At 61.0% G+C, this 14,971-nt stretch carries 12 protein-coding genes and 3 pseudogenes; 4 read left to right on the top strand and 11 right to left on the bottom strand.

Translation table 11 applies throughout. The features are described from left to right. Positions 1-38: 38 nt before the first annotated feature. Positions 39-392 (top strand): hypothetical protein, encoded by a 354-nt coding sequence (locus NLM32_RS05820; protein ID WP_254128296.1) that lies wholly within the window; start codon positions 39-41, stop codon positions 390-392. Positions 393-411: 19 nt separating this feature from the next. Next, a pseudogene (locus NLM32_RS05825) lies at positions 412-1,227 on the top strand (IS630 family transposase); the annotation flags it as partial. Between the two features lie 96 nt (positions 1,228-1,323). Here the strand turns inward: NLM32_RS05825 and NLM32_RS05830 are convergent. After that, a pseudogene (locus tag NLM32_RS05830) lies at positions 1,324-1,557 on the bottom strand (transposase domain-containing protein); the annotation flags it as partial. Between the two features lie 306 nt (positions 1,558-1,863). Here NLM32_RS05830 and NLM32_RS05835 point away from each other — a divergent pair. Further along, positions 1,864-2,082 (top strand): hypothetical protein, encoded by a 219-nt coding sequence (locus tag NLM32_RS05835; protein ID WP_254128297.1) that lies wholly within the window; start codon positions 1,864-1,866, stop codon positions 2,080-2,082. Then, positions 2,069-4,141 carry a recombinase family protein gene (locus tag NLM32_RS05840; protein ID WP_254128298.1) on the top strand — a complete coding sequence of 691 codons (2,073 nt, stop codon included), beginning with the start codon at positions 2,069-2,071 and terminating at the stop codon, positions 4,139-4,141. The genes NLM32_RS05835 and NLM32_RS05840 overlap by 14 nt, the downstream gene beginning before the upstream one ends. Before the next feature lie 27 nt (positions 4,142-4,168). Here the strand turns inward: NLM32_RS05840 and NLM32_RS05845 are convergent. The 10 genes and pseudogenes from NLM32_RS05845 to NLM32_RS05890 form a co-directional block, all read right to left on the bottom strand. After that, positions 4,169-5,521: pseudogene (locus NLM32_RS05845) on the bottom strand (IS66 family transposase); the annotation flags it as partial. Positions 5,522-5,646: 125 nt separating this feature from the next. After that, entirely contained in the window at positions 5,647-6,000 is a 354-nt protein-coding gene (gene tnpB / locus NLM32_RS05850) for an IS66 family insertion sequence element accessory protein TnpB (RefSeq protein WP_027584880.1), read from the bottom strand. After that, a complete protein-coding gene (locus NLM32_RS05855) occupies positions 5,981-6,379 on the bottom strand; it encodes a transposase (RefSeq protein ID WP_254128299.1) in 399 nt (132 codons plus the stop codon). Before NLM32_RS05855 ends, tnpB begins: the two co-directional genes overlap by 20 nt. A gap of 111 nt (positions 6,380-6,490) precedes the next feature. Continuing rightward, a complete protein-coding gene (locus NLM32_RS46020; protein WP_254128300.1) occupies positions 6,491-7,309 on the bottom strand; it encodes a cytochrome P450 in 819 nt (272 codons plus the stop codon). Next, positions 7,309-7,665, bottom strand: a complete 357-nt coding sequence (locus tag NLM32_RS05865) for a hypothetical protein (RefSeq protein ID WP_254128301.1) — start codon at positions 7,663-7,665, stop codon at positions 7,309-7,311. The genes NLM32_RS46020 and NLM32_RS05865 overlap by 1 nt, the downstream gene beginning before the upstream one ends. 416 nt (positions 7,666-8,081) lie before the next feature. Continuing rightward, on the bottom strand, positions 8,082-9,605 hold the full coding sequence (locus NLM32_RS05870; RefSeq protein WP_254128302.1) for a malonyl-CoA synthase: 1,524 nt from the start codon (positions 9,603-9,605) through the stop codon (positions 8,082-8,084). Continuing rightward, positions 9,602-11,011 carry a malonyl-CoA decarboxylase domain-containing protein gene (locus NLM32_RS05875; protein ID WP_254128303.1) on the bottom strand — a complete coding sequence of 470 codons (1,410 nt, stop codon included), beginning with the start codon at positions 11,009-11,011 and terminating at the stop codon, positions 9,602-9,604. The genes NLM32_RS05870 and NLM32_RS05875 overlap by 4 nt, the downstream gene beginning before the upstream one ends. A gap of 116 nt (positions 11,012-11,127) precedes the next feature. Beyond that, positions 11,128-12,333, bottom strand: a complete 1,206-nt coding sequence (locus NLM32_RS05880) for a diaminopropionate ammonia-lyase (protein WP_254128304.1) — start codon at positions 12,331-12,333, stop codon at positions 11,128-11,130. Positions 12,334-12,505: 172 nt separating this feature from the next. After that, positions 12,506-13,732, bottom strand: coding sequence for a Zn-dependent hydrolase (locus NLM32_RS05885; protein WP_254128305.1), 1,227 nt, complete (start codon positions 13,730-13,732; stop codon positions 12,506-12,508). Positions 13,733-13,783: 51 nt separating this feature from the next. Beyond that, on the bottom strand, positions 13,784-14,941 hold the full coding sequence (locus NLM32_RS05890) for a M20 aminoacylase family protein (protein WP_254128306.1): 1,158 nt from the start codon (positions 14,939-14,941) through the stop codon (positions 13,784-13,786). Positions 14,942-14,971 lie beyond the last annotated feature (30 nt).

Below are 14,971 nucleotides of genomic sequence, written 5' to 3' on the forward strand. Positions count from 1 at the left end.
ATGGCAAGCCCCATCGTGCAACCAACTACGACGGCGCCATGACAGACCGCTGCAATACGCTGCTGAGGGAGATCGTTTCTGATCCGGCGCGTCGGAGAGACATTCTCGCCGATCCGCGAAATCTCCATCGCGAACTATTTGCATCCTTCGTGCCGCCAGGACACGATGAGTATGCCGGGACCTATCGAGGCACGCCGGACACGTCACTCGTCGACCGCAGGATCGTCACCGATAGCCTGATCCAGCCAGGTAGCTATGAATTCTGCATTCCGGCCGAGGTGCCCGCGCGAATGGACCAATTAATACAGCAGACCCGCGCTTGTCTCGCTGATGCTAAACTCGGCGACTATGGCAGACTTCTCGCTCTAGTATCCGCTTTTCTTGGAACGTGAGTCGTGATTCAAGGTTGGGATGATACCCGAAGCAAGAGAAGTCCACCTTTCGAGGAAAGATCGCAAGGTGCTTGAGGCGTGTTGCCGCTCGCCGGTGACATTGCAGCGCGATTTGAAGCGGGCGCGGATAGTTCTGTTGGCGGCGGATGAGCGCAGCACCCGGTCGATCGCCAAGGAAGTTGGGGTCCAGCCGCGGATTGTCAGCCTTTGGCGGCATCGCTATGCCGATCAAGGACTTGAAGGCCTGCAGGACAAGCCGCGGCCCGGCAAGCAGCCGATCTATACGAAGACGACCGACAAGCGGATTCTGAAGCTGCTGGATAAGCCGCCCCCGCAAGGGTTTGCGCGCTGGACCGGTCCTCTGCTGACCGAGGCGCTGGGCGATGTTGACGTCCAATATGTCTGGCGGTTCCTGCGCAACCACAAGATTGACCTCGCGGCTCGCAAATCCTGGTGTGAGAGCAACGACCCGAACTTTACGGCCAAAGCCGCCGATGTCGTTGGCCTTTACGTCGCCCCGCCAGCGAAGGCTATTGTGCTATGCGTGGACGAGAAGCCCTCGATCCAGGCCTTGGAGCGAGCGCAGGGCTATCTGAAGTTGCCCAATGGCCGCGCCTTGACCGGCCAGAGCCACGATTACAAGCGGCATGGCACCACAACATTGTTTGCGGCGCTCGAGGTCGCCACCGGAAAGATCATCGCTACGCATTCAAAACGCCGTCGCCGTGTCGAGTTTCTCGATTTCATGAACAGCCTCACCGCGGCCTTTCCAGACCGAAAGCTCCACGTCATCCTCGACAACCTCAACACTCACAAGAAGAATGAGGATTGGCTGTAAGCGCGCTTTTTGACGCACGGTGCAGCATCATCTCCTCGTCTGCGCAGGGCGGGGATTTTGATTGGTGGAGTGTCCCTGTTGGCTTTAAGGCGATCAGCCAGGGTTGATGGTCTCTGCGTGCTTGGCAAAGTTGAATGGCAACAGGTCTTCGATGTCGGCGTCGGGCGGACGCTGCGGCAGTTCAGCGAGCACGTGACATAGCCAGGCGTAGGGCTCAACGTCACAGGCCCGGCATGTCAGCACCAGGCTGTAGATCACCGCGCTGGCCTTTGCGCCGGCGACGGTGTCGCTGAACAACCAGTTTTTTCTTCCGGTCACCATCTTGCGGTCATTCTGCCCATATCGGGCAGGATGTCATCATCCATTATCGCTGGCATCCGTTGTACGGGCAAAGCGCGCGTCGCATTCAGGTTGAACGGCGCGCATCGGGCGAGTTCGTGCACGTCGAGCTGGCGCCGGGCGTCGTGACGATCCTGCCGGCGTGGAAGCTCGATGCGGTTTATTGCGCCGGTCTCAAGGTCGGCGCACCGCAGGTCTCATTGGTAGCGCTCTGCGCATTGCGTGAGCTGCTTATCGCCTGCGAATCAGGGCTGGTCTCCACGGACGGCAACATCGTCACGCAGGAGACGCAGGATGGGATCGCAGCTCACGCTCACACGAAGGACGGAACTTGTTCCGCGGCTGAAGCACACGCCCCCGACAGCACCACGCCAGCTCGATCTCGTTCTCGACGACGTGCGGCTTCGGGGCATGAGTCCGGCGGAGCGCCAAGCAGCTCTCAGGTCGCTGGCGCATCTGCTGCTCGAGGCGAGCGGCATCGCAACGCAGGAGGCGGACGATGAGCACGCATGACCCGCTACTTCCGGCAGCCGTGCTGCAACGCAAGGCGGTCGTCTATGTGCGCCAGTCGACGCCGCAGCAAGTGCAATCGAACCTTGAGAGCCAGCGGCGGCAGTACGAACTTGTCGAAGTCGCGAGGCGGTGCGGTTTCACCAACGTCGAGATCATTGACGACGATCTCGGCCGATCTGCGAGTGGCACCGTCGACCGGCCCGGCTTCGACCGATTGGTCGCCGCTCTGTGCGCCGGGCAAGTCGGCGCTGTGCTCTGCTTCGATGCCTCGCGGCTCGCCCGCAATGGACGCGACTGGCACCATCTGCTGGAGTTGTACGGATTGGTGGAGGCCCGTGTCATCGACCTCGATGGCGTGTACGATCCGTGCCGGCCGAACGACCGCCTGCTGCTCGGCATGAAGGGGAGCATCAGCGAGTTCGAGCTGGGGATCATCCGGTCCCGAATGTACGAGGCGGTCCGATCGAAAGCGAAGCGCGGCGAGTTGAGGATCTCGATCCCGATCGGCTACACTTGGGACCGGCACATCGGCCTCGGCCTCGATCCGGATCGACGGCTGCAGGAGGTGATCAAGCTGGTGTTCCAGAAGTTTCGTGAGCTGGGCAGTGCCCGTCAAGTGCTATTGTGGATGGCGTCGCAGAATATCCACTTTCCGTACCCGTCGAACGGCAGGACGTTGACGTCGTTCGAGTGGCGGCCGATCAGGTATCGCAATGTCATCTCGATTCTCAAGAATCCCTTCTATGCGGGCGTCTACGCCTACGGGAAGAGCGAGAAGCGCACCGCGATCGTCGATGGCCGTGCGCGCAAGAGCTATGGCCACCACAAGCCGATGGCCGCGTGGGAAGTGTTCATCAAGGATCATCACGAGGGCTACATCAACTGGGCGGAGTACGAGCGCAATCAGGCGCTGCTCGCTGGCAACGCCTACGGCAAGGTGGGAGACACCAAGTCCGGACGGGGTGGGCGTGCACTGCTGGCCGGTCTCATCTGTTGCGCACGCTGTGGCCGTCGGCTCAACGTTGTCTACACCGGTCGCTATCCCCGACCAGTCTACCGTTGCGACAGGCCAAACCTGCAACTGGGGCAGCGGCGTTGCTTCGGCTTCGGGGGCAAGCGCATCGACGAGATTATCGCCGCCGAGATGCTGCGCGCAGTTGCGCCGATGGCCATTCAAGCGGCTGAGGAGGCCGAGCGCATGCTGAGAGACGAAGACAAGGACCGACGGCGCATCGCCGAGCTGGAGCTGCAGCAGGCCCAGTATGATGCATCGTTGGCAGAACGTCGCTATGCCGCTTGCGACCCCGACAATCGCCTGATCGCAGCGCAGCTGGAGAAGGCATGGGAGGCCGCGTTGCAGCGTGTCGAGACCTGCCGGCAGCGGCTCGATGGAATGCGTGAGCCCGATGCCGGCGGCGCTCGCCTCGACCTCTCCGGACTGGCTGATGACCTCTCGGCAGCATGGAAGGCACCGAGGACGACGATGCGAACGCGCCAGCGACTTGTGCGGGCGCTGATCACCGAGATCATCGCCGACGTCGACGAGGCGGCCGGTGAGATCGTGCTCGTCATCCACTGGAAGGGTGGTCAGCATTCCGAGCTGCGCGTCCGCAAGCCGCGAACCGGCGAGCACGGCTGTAGCACACCTGAGCAGGCGCTCGCCGTCATGCGCAGCATGGCCGGCCGATGGTCCGATCGAGACATCGCCGCATCGCTGAACCGAATGGGAATGCCGACCGGCCAAGGCAGGACCTGGACAGCGCGCCGTGTCGGGTCGCTGCGCCAGGTGCACGGTATTCACGGCTATCGCTCCGCCGACAAGAACGGCGAGTGGCTGACACTGCGCGACGCCGCTGCAAAGCTCGGTGTTAGCCATCATCAAATTCGCAGGCTTATCCAAGGCGGATTGCTGGTCACCGAGCAGGTCATGCCCGAGGCCCCTCACCAGATCCGTGCCGCCGACCTCGCAAGCGACGAGGTCGTCGCCGCGCTCAAGCGAAAAGGTCGCCCGTGTCGGGTCGATTCCAAAAAACAGATCTCAATGTTTCCAGGCACTTGAGGAGGAGCTGCAGAATGAATCGGTCATTGCAAAGGGTCTGATGTCGCGTTCGAGAACATTGTTGTCGATCGGCGCAAGGCCATCATTGGCGTAGCGGGCCAGATAATCCCATTGGTTGCGGGCATAGGCGATGGCCTTGCCGGTCAGGCTTTCGGGCAGCACGTTCGGCGCCTGATCGTCGAGCCAATTTTTGAACGCAGCCAGGACCGGGACGCTGTGCTGCTGGCGCAGCCGCAAGGCGTATTCGGCGCGCGTTTTGCCGTCGGGCGGCGTCTGGCGCGCCAGCCTCTCGACCTCATACAATGCCTCGAAGAACCTGAGTGCCTGCAACGAGAGGCCGCCGGGCTTCTTCATCGCCTTGAGCGCGTCGGTAAATTTCCTGCGCGCGTGCGCCATGCAGCCAAGATGAGTGACACCGGAGAGCGTGCGCCAGGCGTCATAGCCGTCGCTCATCAACAGGCCGCCCCAACTGGCCAGGAAGGCCTGTGGATGCTCCTGGCCGCGACCGGGCTGGTAATCGAACAACACGACTGGCTGGGCGCTGTCCTGGCCACTGCGGTAGACCCACATGTACGATTTGGTCTGCGCATCCCGCCCGTCCTCCTTGAGGACCTTGACCCACGTCTCGTCGCCATGGATCAGAGGCTGCGACCGGAGCGTTTGCTTCAGCGCATCATACACGCGTTGCAGGTGCAATTCGCTCGACCGGATCACCCAATTGGCCAGGGCGCCGCGGCCGACGCTGACGTTGGCGCGTGCCAGCGCGTCCGCCAGACGATACAGCGGCGTGCCGTCGACGTATTTGTTGGCCAGCACGAGCGCCAGCGTCGAAGCCGTGGCGACGCTGCCCGGCAATGGCTGCGCCGGCATCGGTGCGATCACGATCGGGGTGTTCAGCGCAGTGCGCTCGCAGTGACGGCACGCGTACTTGAACCGCACGTGCTGCAGCACTGTCGCCTTCACCTCGATATGCAGTTGTTCGGTGACGTTCTCGCCCATCCGGTGCATCCGATTCCGGCAGCACGGGCAGGCCTTCCGGTCCTCGGGCAGATCATGTTCGATACGCTGGCGCGGCAGATCCGCCGGCAGAGGCTTGCGGCCGCGCTTCTTCGGCGCGGGCGTCTCACCCTCCGGCCGCCCCGTATCCGGCACGACCGCCGGTTCGAGATCGTCCTGTTCCGCGCCTTCTTCGGCGGAAGCCTGTTCGGCTTCGTTGAAGATGCGATCCTTGAGCTTCTCGCTGCGTGGCGCGTAGCGATGCAGCCGCTCCAGCCGCAACTGCTCCTCAAGGTGCGTCACGCGCTGCGCGAGCTTCTCGTTCTCGGCCTTCAGCGCCGCGATCAAGGCTTCCAGCTCGTGCGTCGTGGGCTTGCGACTCATCGTAGTCTTGAATCGAAGTCATGCCGCCGCGTCAACCGGGCTCCCATGTCTTCGTCATGTCTTCGGCGGCGTCATCTGAGAACGGCCATGCCGAAGCCCGATGACGCCGCCCGCATCGAACACGCTCAGCCCACGCTCTGATATTGCCGCACCGGATGACGACGCATCGCCGCGATGTTGATGCCGTCAAGCAGCCAGTGCAGCTCCTCCATCGTCAGCGTCAGCACCGCCTCCTGACTTCGGGGCCAGTGGAATCTGTCGGCCTCCAGCCGCTTCAGCAGCATCCAAAATCCTGACCGATCATAAATCAGCAGCTTGATCCGGTCGCGGCGACGATTGCAGAACGCGAACACCGCGCGTTGGAACGGATCCAGCCCCATCGACTGCTCCACCACGATCGCCAGGCTGTTGATGCCCGCCCGGAAGTCAATCGGTTCGCGGTGAAGGTAGACCCGAAGATCAGACGCCAGTCGGAACATCGCAACGCCCCAGCGCTTCAATCACCGCCGACAGCAACTGCGCGTCGCCGCCTTCCAGCGAAAGCGTCACGCCGTTGGGCATCGATGCCGTCAGCCGCCCTGCACAGGATCGCTCCGTCGCGCAAACCGGAATAAAAGCTGGCGCAATCGGCGCCCGCGCCTCCGGCTGGTCATCCCCGTTCTGAAGTTGTCGCTTGGCCACCCACTTGCGCAGCAGGTTCGCGTTCACGCCGTGTTGCAACGCCAGCCCCGCCAGCGACACGCCAGGCTGCAGACAGGCCTCGACCAGTCGCTGTTTGCTGGCCGGATCATAGCGACGCCGGCCATTGCACAACACGCCGACCGTCTCAAGTCTCAAAGGTTCTTCTGGAGTGATCATCGATGGTGTCCACCTCGCTCATGGTGGACACCTCATCCCATCCCCGCGCTCAACTGCATAGGTGCGTAGAAAGGAGCGCTTACGAAAGGCCAACGAACCGTGCAGCCAAATCTAGCGGTGAAGGGAAATTTGAAGTTCTCCATACGCATGAATCATATTATTTGGAGTTGGCGTGGCGGAATGAATTTGAATAGTAGAAACTTTGCGGACCAGTGCGTCGAGCATGCAATGACCTTCGAGCCTCGCTAAGGCTGCTCCCGCGCACAAATGCACGCCATGGCCGAACGATAGATGCGGTGTCCCTCCCCGGGAAATATCAAATTTATCGGGCTCGTTCCAGGCGCGGGGGTCCCGATTGGCTGCTGCAAAGAGCAAGAGCACGCGCGCTCCGGCATTGAGCCTGACGCCGTCGAATTCATATGGCTCGGTTGCGACCCGGCAGAATCCACGGACGGGCGTTCCCAATCGAAGTGCCTCATTGTAGGCGTCGGGTATTAATTCGGGTCTTGCCCGAAGCTTGCGCCATTCACTTTCGTTTTGCCCGAGAAGATGGATTACGTGTTGTAGTGAGGAAATCGTCGTATCGAGAGCCGCCGCCAGATAGGCGACCATCAAAGTCGCCCCTTGCTGGTAGGTGAGGCGTCCTTGTCCGACTGCGGCGAAGATATGCGCACCGGCACTACCCGGCAACAGCCGGGACGGAAGATCAGGGCTGAACGCATAGGTGAATACCTCTTGCGTTGGCCCTTGCGCAGCACGCCAGCGCTCATTGGGTGGTCCAAACCCATCGAATAGCGCCGAGGCCCACGGCAAAAGTCGGCCGCGATCCTCTTGAGGAATGCCAATCATGTCGCATACGACGCTCAGGGGAAAGGCTTGTGTCAGTTGCTTAACGGCATCGAAAGGACCTACGCCGAGGAGGGTGTCCACTAAAGCATCCGCCTGATCTTGGATTTGCGTCTTGAATTGGGCGAGAGCTGGGGGGAAAAACGCTCAAGCAGCACAGACTTGAGTTTTCCATGCAGGGGTTCATCGCTGCCAAGTACGCTTCCTTCGCTTTGAGCGTTAACGGCATCGTTCAAACCAACACCTTTCCCCGAGATAAAGATGTGAGGCAAACGAAGGATATTCCTGCACTCCGCGTAGCGGGTGACTGCTGCGGCGTTCAGCCGATCGAACCAAACTAACGCTCCCTGCTCCTGCAGTTGTCGATAAACTGGCCACGGATTAACCAGAACCGAATCCTCGAAGATATCGATTGAACTGCGCTGGATCATCACGGTCATTCGCCCTCCTCCCCGCTACGTCGGTGGAAGAACAAGCGAAAGCTATGTTACAGTCCTTCCCGCGCCCCATCTTAGGACCGAAGCATCTACTCGAGAAACCGATCGTGCAGATGGTTCGTATTGATACGACCGATATTAGACCTCGACAGGACTCATTCGGCTGCCAATAACGTGGGCGCAACATCTTCGCCCGGATGCGCTCGAGCAACTCGCCCTCCGCGTCGGGCGCGTTCTCCGCCATAGCGGCGACAAAGACGCCGTCCAGCTCAAGACATGCGGTCAGCCCGACGCTCGCAGCATAACCGCCACGTCGCGGTCCTTTCTGAAGCGCATAGAATTGCTTGGCTTCCTTGCCGAAGCGCCGAAGCGACTAGCTCGACGATCATGCGCTTAAGCTGGACGTCGTGGCGCGGCGTTCACCCGACCTTGGTCGAATAAAGATCGCTAAACCGCTCACGTAGCAGGCCCTTCTGCACCTTGCCCATAGCATTGCGCGGCAAAGTGTCGACGAAGATGACGCGCTTCGGCTGCTTGAACTTTGCCAGTCGCCCCGACAACGCGTCGAGAATGGCGCGTTCATCGACGGTAGCGCCTGGCGTTCGCACCACTGCAGCGGTGACGCCTTCGCCGAAATCGGCATGCGGAACGCCGACGACGGCGCTTTCGGATACGCCCGGGATCGCATCGATTTCAGTCTCGATCTCCTTTGGGTAGACGTTGAAGCCACCGGTGATGATGAGATCCTTGCCGCGGCCGACGATGTAGAGATAACCACGCGGATCGAGCTTGCCGAGATCGCCGGTTATGAAGAAGCCATCGGCGCGGAATTCGGTCGCAGTCTTCTCCGGCATGTTCCAATAGCCGGCGAACACGTTCGGTCCCTTCACCTCAATCATGCCGACTTCGTCGGTAGCCAGGCCGGAGCTGGTCTTGGGGTCGGTGATGCGGACTTCGACGGAGGGCAGGGGAAGCCCGACGGAGCCGGGGATGCGCGCTCCTTCGTATGGATTGGAAGCGATCATGCCGGTCTCGGTCATGCCGTAGCGTTCGAGTATCTCGTGACCGGTTCTCTCTTTCCAGTCGCGATGGGTTTCCGCCAGTAACGGCGCGGAGCCTGCGATGAACAGCCTCATGTGGGCGGTCGTGCGATCGCTTAAATTCGTGCTCTGCAGCAGGCGGACATAGAAGGTCGGTACGCCCATCAGCACGGTCGCGCGCGCCATCGCCGCGATAATCTGCTCCGCATCGAACTTTGCCATGAACAGGATGCGGGCCCGCGCGGCGAACGTCACGTTGCAGGCCACGAACAGGCCGTGGATGTGATAGATCGGCAGCGCATGGATCAGAAAATCGTCGCGCGAGTATCGCCATTGCTCGACCAGCGTCAGCGCGTTGGAGACCAGATTGCCGTGGGTCAGCATCGCTCCCTTGGAGCGGCCGGTGGTGCCTGACGTGTAAAGGATCGCAGCCAGATCGTCCTTTGCCCGCGGCACGGTATCGAAATCCGCCGGAAAGCTTGCGGCGGCATCGGCGAGTGAACCGTTGCCCTTGTCATCGAGCGTCTCGACCCGGCCGCCAGCCTTAGCGGCTATCGCGCGCAGCTCGCTCTCTTCCCGCGGGTCGCAAACGATCAATGTCGGCTGCGCGTCGCGGACAAAGTATTCGGTCTCCGCCGCGGTGTAGGCGGTGTTGAGCGGCAGATAGACTGCGCCTGAGCGCAGCGTAGCCAGATAAAGCGCGATTGCCTCGACGGATTTCTCGACCTTTGCAGCGACGCGGTGGTTCGGCCCAACGCCGATATTCGCCAGGAAGTTGGCGAACTTGCCGCTTGCGGCAGCGAGCTCGGCATAGCTAAGCCGGACGCCGTTCTCCTTCTCGATGCAGATCGACTGATCGGAAGTTACGGAAGCAAGCAGGCGGTCATACAGATTCCATGTCATGACGAGATCTTCAGTTGAGAGTCAGCTTGGGGGCTCGGAACCAGGTCGTGGGACGACAGTTTTGCGCGCAGCGACTTTTTCACCTTGTCGGCGGCAACCACGGTGCCGTGTTCGGCAAACGCTTCATGGTTCGCCTCGATACGGTCGAGCGCGTAGAGGTAATTGACCATCAATCCGTAGGATTGCTTGATGCCCTTGCCTGAGGGATCGCCCAGGAAATTCAGGCGCTCCAGCCGAGCGCCGTTGCCGAGATGGAAGCGCGCGACCGGATCGACCGGCCTGCCGGATGGAAGCTTTGCCTTGAGGAAGTAATAGGCGGCGAGCGACGTTACCGCCTCCTTCGCCTGCTCAATATCGCCGCCGTCCTCGAGTGCGGCCAGCGCGCGCCGCGTGTCCACGTCGAGCGCGGTCGAGGCTTCGGCCTTCAGCTCGCGCTTGACCCAGCCGGCGAAGCCGGGGACCGGCGATAGCGTGACGAAGGTCCTCAGGTTCGGCAGCTCGCGGGCGAGATCCTGCACCACCTGCTTGATCAGGAAATTGCCGAACGAGACACCGGCAAGACCCTTCTGGGTGTTCGAGATCGAATAGAACACAGCCGTGGTCGCTTCGCGGGCGTCGATCGCCTGTCGCGTTTTGTCCAGCAGCGGACCGATCGCGCCGGGAATCTCCTTGGTCAGCGCAACCTCGACGAAGATCAGCGGCTCGTCGGCCAACTGGGGATGAAAGAACGCATAGCAGCGGCGATCCGGCGGCTCGAGCCGGTTGCGCAAATCGTCCCAGTCCTGGATAGCGTGGACCGCTTCATATTTGATGATCTTTTCGAGGACGCTGGCGGAGGTGTTCCAGTCGATCGGTCGCAGGACGAGAAAACCCCGATTAAACCAGGAGGAGAACAGATGGACAAAGTCGTCGTCTACCGCCTGTAGCTCGGGATGCTTTGACAGCAGCGAGAGCAGCACCTGGCGCATGCGCACCAGTAGCGCGGTGCCTCCGGGCGCAAGGTTGAGGCGCCGGATCAGCTCCTGCCGGCGTGGCTCCGCGGCGGCGTGGAGAGCTTCGAGTTTGCTGCGATCGCCGCCTTCCATGGCCCGATAGGCGGCAACCGCAAGTTCGATCGCGCGGCGATCCGGGCCGAACCGGTCGGCGAGCGATGCGAGAAACTGCAACCGCTGCTCATCGTCTGCCTGCTCGAACACGACGAACAGCGATTGGGCCAGCGCGACGCCCGAAGCCTCGCCGCGGCGCGACAGCAGGGCTTCGCCCAGGATTTCGAGGTTACGATCCTCCGTTTGGTCGCTTGGCGGCTTCATGCCGAGAACCGCGCGCCCGCGTTCCGTCAGCGTGTCGATCAGGCCCCGGAGGAATTCGGGCGTTGTAATGCGTCCAGATCGGGTGTCGTTCAGCACGGTCTCGTCTCCGCGATCATCGGGAAAGTCTATGCCAATCGCGACGGCCTGCGTGCGCGTAAGGATCGAGTATCAAGACGTGTTATGATTATGAGCCCAGCTTGCCGCAGCGTCCCTCAAGTCTTGTTCAGAACTCTCGCCGTCACGTCCTCAGGCGGAACGCCCACGAGCCGCTCATAAAGCACTGGATCAGTCGCGCCCTCAGTATTGATCAGGAAGACACTCGCATCCGAGCCGAGTCCGATTTCCGCACGTAGCGCCGGGTCACCCGCTACCTTTGCCAATCCAGCGAGACCGACGCCGCCACTTTCGCCGGCCACGATCGCCGGATCACCGTCAACAGGATAGGCGAGATCTTTCATCATCGCGATCGCCTCGTCGTCTTCAATGGTCATGAAGGCATCGGCAACCCGGGACAGAATGCGCCAGGCAACAAGTGATGGCTCATAGCATTCCAGCATTGCCATGACCGTCGGCTTGTCATGCGGAACCTTCACGACATGGCCGGCCTTAGCACTCTCGAGGAGGCAGGCGGCTCGCGCCGGGTCCACCACAGTGAGGAACGGTCTGTCATCGCCGAAGACGAGTGCAAAGTGTGCGGCAACCGCTGCGGCAATTCCGCCGACGCCAGCCTGAATAAACACATGGGTTGGGGGTTTTGGTAGTGCGGCAAGCGCCTCACGCAGTAGCGCGGTATAGCCCTGCATGACAAGGTGCGGGATGCGTTCGTAACCAGGCCACGATGTGTCGGAGACCACGATCCAGCCCCGCTCGCTGGCGACACTCGAAGCCGTCGCAACCGAATCATCGTAGTTGCCCTCAACATGCTCGATGCGAGCACCATAGCGGGCGATCGCTCGGCATCGCTCCTCACTAACGCCCGCATGGACAAAGATGACGCAGTTTGCGCCAACCAGTTGGGCGCCTTGCGCGACCGACCGGCCGTGGTTGCCGTCGGTAGCACAGGTCACCGTTAGTCCCGCGGCGACTGCGGCCACCTCAGGTGAGCGCCACTCGGAAACGTCGACCGGACGGCCGAGTTGTTTCGACGCCAACTCGAGTACAAGCTGGATGACGGCATAAGCTCCTCCGAGCGCCTTGAAGCTGCCGAGACCAAGGCGGTGTCCCTCGTCCTTGAGGTATATGGATTGGACACCCAGGCGACGCGCAAGCGCCGGAAGTGAAACCAGTGGGGTCGGGGTCGCCCCCTCTCGATGTTGGAGAAAGCGTTCCACCGCTTGAGCCGCTTCAATGCCGAGAGCGTCGGCGTCGGAAGGATCGAGTGCAGAACGATAGTCACTGAGAGTATTGCGGAGCAACATGGCGTCATCTTCCGTTGAGCAAGTTCATCATAGATACCGTCCTTAATTTGATCACGGCGCTACAATTTCACCCGGATATCGCAGATTTCCCTCTCGCTCACCCTCTCAAATGAGCGTTTCGCGTCGGCGACGTTACGAGGCGTGCGTCGGGTCAAGCGTTGAGCCGTCTTACTCATTGGCTCAGCTTCCTCGCGACGTCGAGAAGGACGTTGGCGCCCGCGATCAGCTCATGATCGGCCGTGAACTCTGCGGGGTTATGACTAATCCCGCCCTTCGATGGCACGAATATCATTGCCGCCGGCGCAACGCGCGCGATCATTTGCGCGTCGTGACCTGCGCCTGACGTCATTCGCCGGCAGAGTAACTGCCGCTGGCCAGCGGACTCCTCAACGGCGCTCACAATTTCAGGCGCGAATATCACCGGCTCAAAGCGAGCCAAGCGCTCGGTCTTTACCTCGTAGCCTTCGGTGACAAGTCCGTCCAGGAACCTCCGAAGCGCCGCCTCCTGAGATCTCAGCCGATCCTCGTTCGGATTCCTCAAGTCGACAGTGAAGACAGCGGCTGACGGAATCACGTTGATCGCATTCGGTTCGAACCGGATGGTGCCGACCGTCGCCACAGCATTCTGCGTTTTTCGCGCTAGGTCATCAAGGAAAGCGATAACTCGTCCCGCTGCAACACCGGCATCGCGACGCATAACCATGGGCGTGGTTCCTGCGTGGTTCGCCGTGCCGGCTATTGACACCTTTTGCCACGAAATGCCCTGGAGGTTTTCGACAGCACCGATAGGCAGGCCTTCGGCTTCCAAGACAGGGCCTTGTTCGATGTGAAGTTCGATGTAAGCATGGGGTCGCAGGAATCCCGGTTCTCGAGATCCGGCGTAGCCGATACGAGCAAGCTCCGCACCAAGCGTCGTTCCGTCGGTCCCGACGACTGCAAGAGCGTCGTCAGTGGCCAATCCTCCCGCTGCGACGAGACTGCCCATCATGTCAGGAGCGTAGCGCACACCCTCTTCATTGGTGTAGGCGACGACGGCAAGAGGCCGAACCGGTCGCAGGTTCGCTTGCTGCATTGCTTCGATTACCGCCAAACCGGCCAGAACACCAAAGCAGCCATCGTAGATGCCGGCACCAATTACGGTGTCTATATGGGATCCCATCACTACCGGCTCGCCTGAAGAGCCTTCCGGCTCCCAGACGCCATAGATGTTGCCGATGCGATCGATTTCGATGCGCAAGTCCGCTTGCTTCAGCCAACCACACAGAAGGTCTCGTCCCTCGCGATCGGCGTCGGTAGCCGCGACACGGCAAAGGCGTCCGGTTTCGTCGTGGCCGGTTGCCCCCAGTTCTTTGATACGCTCGATCAGGCGAGCTGCGTCAATCGCAAGAATCATTGCCATCCATCCTTGTAGGTCGCTCCCAGCCAGGCTCTTCAGCCGTTGTACCCAGCGTTACGTCGCTGGTAGTCGACGCCGCGTGATTGCGACGTGGAGCTTGGTGCCGGTAAGAAGCCCCTCGTCGTTGAAGTCGTAGCTTGGGTTGTGCAAGGGAGCAGAGTTTGTGCCATTGCCCACGAATAGAAAGCAGCCCGGCACGTGCGCCAGAAACCGTGCGAAGTCTTCCGATCCAGTCATAGGTTCACGTGCGATCGCGACATTCCCTGGCGGAGCGACGGTGTGTGCGGCGGCAAACGCTTCCTCGACGAGGGCAGGGTCGTTCAGGAGCGGCACAAACTCGCGCGTATATGTAACCTCGACGGCAAGATTGTAGGTGCGGGCGGTTCCTTCAGCAATCACACGCATCTGGGCTTCGATCTCCGCGCTGACTTCGGGGCGGAAGCTGCGTGCATCGCCCAGGATTCGCGCCAGTCCTGGTAGCGCGTTCCGCGTACCGTCGGTAATGAGTTCGGTCACGGAGACGACGCCGATATCGGTCGGGCTCAGCCGCCGAGACACTATCGACTGAATATTCATGACGGTCGCGCAGGCGGCCACAAGGGTCTCTTTGCCATGATGAGGACGGGCGGCGTGGCCGCCGATGCCCTTCAGTACAATTTCGAAGTTGTCCTCCGCCGACATAATGGGCCCAACACGGGTTTGCACATGCCCGACCGCAAGACCTGGCATGTTATGGAGGCCATAAATTTCCTCAAACGGAAACCGTTCCATCAAACCGTTGTCGAGCATCGCGAGTGCCCCTCGGCCCCATTCCTCGGCGGGTTGGAAGACGAAACGCACTGTGCCATCGAACCCTCCTTCTTCAGATAGAAGCTTGGCGGCCCCAAGAAGCATCGCGGTATGACCATCGTGCCCGCACGCATGCATAACACCGGGATTGAGTGACCGATGGCCAATCTCTCCTTGCTCAGAGATGCGTAGTGCGTCCATGTCGGCGCGCAGCGCGATGCAGCGATTGCCTGTTCCGCGCCTCAGCGTCCCAACCACTCCCGTACCGCCAACCCCCTCGGCAACGTCGTCTAAACCAAATTCGCGGAGCTTTGCTGCCACGAAGGCTGCAGTGCGGCGCTCCTCGAACCCGAATTCTGGATGCCGATGGAGATCGCGTCTCCATTCAGTCATCTCACGGTCCAGCGTCGCAAAGTCGATCATTGGCATGTCTCCTTGGAAAGTGCGTATCTC

Source organism: Bradyrhizobium sp. CCGUVB14 (genome assembly GCF_024199935.1).
GTDB lineage: Bacteria > Pseudomonadota > Alphaproteobacteria > Rhizobiales > Xanthobacteraceae > Bradyrhizobium.

Coding starts and splice junctions, on each gene's coding strand:
- NLM32_RS05820 (WP_254128296.1), top strand. CDS start 39: ATGACAGACCGCTGCAATACGCTGCTGAGGGAGATCGTTTCTGATCCG.
- NLM32_RS05835 (WP_254128297.1), top strand. CDS start 1,864: ATGGGATCGCAGCTCACGCTCACACGAAGGACGGAACTTGTTCCGCGG.
- NLM32_RS05840 (WP_254128298.1), top strand. CDS start 2,069: ATGAGCACGCATGACCCGCTACTTCCGGCAGCCGTGCTGCAACGCAAG.
- tnpB (WP_027584880.1), bottom strand. CDS start 6,000: ATGTTCCGACTGGCGTCTGATCTTCGGGTCTACCTTCACCGCGAACCG.
- NLM32_RS05855 (WP_254128299.1), bottom strand. CDS start 6,379: ATGATCACTCCAGAAGAACCTTTGAGACTTGAGACGGTCGGCGTGTTG.
- NLM32_RS05865 (WP_254128301.1), bottom strand. CDS start 7,665: ATGACCGTGATGATCCAGCGCAGTTCAATCGATATCTTCGAGGATTCG.
- NLM32_RS05870 (WP_254128302.1), bottom strand. CDS start 9,605: ATGACATGGAATCTGTATGACCGCCTGCTTGCTTCCGTAACTTCCGAT.
- NLM32_RS05880 (WP_254128304.1), bottom strand. CDS start 12,333: ATGTTGCTCCGCAATACTCTCAGTGACTATCGTTCTGCACTCGATCCT.
- NLM32_RS05885 (WP_254128305.1), bottom strand. CDS start 13,732: ATGGCAATGATTCTTGCGATTGACGCAGCTCGCCTGATCGAGCGTATC.
- NLM32_RS05890 (WP_254128306.1), bottom strand. CDS start 14,941: ATGATCGACTTTGCGACGCTGGACCGTGAGATGACTGAATGGAGACGC.